Source organism: Pseudomonas sp. 2822-17 (assembly GCF_002742485.1).
In the GTDB taxonomy this organism is placed as follows: Bacteria; Pseudomonadota; Gammaproteobacteria; order Pseudomonadales; family Pseudomonadaceae; genus Aquipseudomonas; species Aquipseudomonas cyclaminis.
In genome coordinates, this window is the sequence record NZ_LJRZ01000759.1 from 1 (window position 1) to 231 (window position 231).

1 protein-coding gene is annotated in these 231 nt (G+C 40.3%); it reads left to right on the forward strand.

Annotation, left to right across the window (positions count from 1 at the left end):
* Positions 1 to 231 (forward strand): chorismate-binding protein (locus AOA60_RS26440; RefSeq protein ID WP_178075423.1); only part of this gene is annotated, 231 nt, incomplete at both ends.

Sequence of the window (231 nt, forward strand, 5' to 3'; positions counted from 1 at the left end):
CACACATCCCCTTCATATATATCAATGTTTAAGAAAAATTAATCCATCACCATATATGGGCTATTTTCATACACCTGAATTGCAATATGTAGGTGGATCCCCAGAACTTCTTGTGAAAGTAAATGGTGATGAAGTGAGTACTCGGCCAATTGCAGGGACAAGATCTCGTGGGAAAACGGAAGAAGAAGATCAGGAACTGGCAAACACCCTTATTGAGAATGAGAAAGAGCG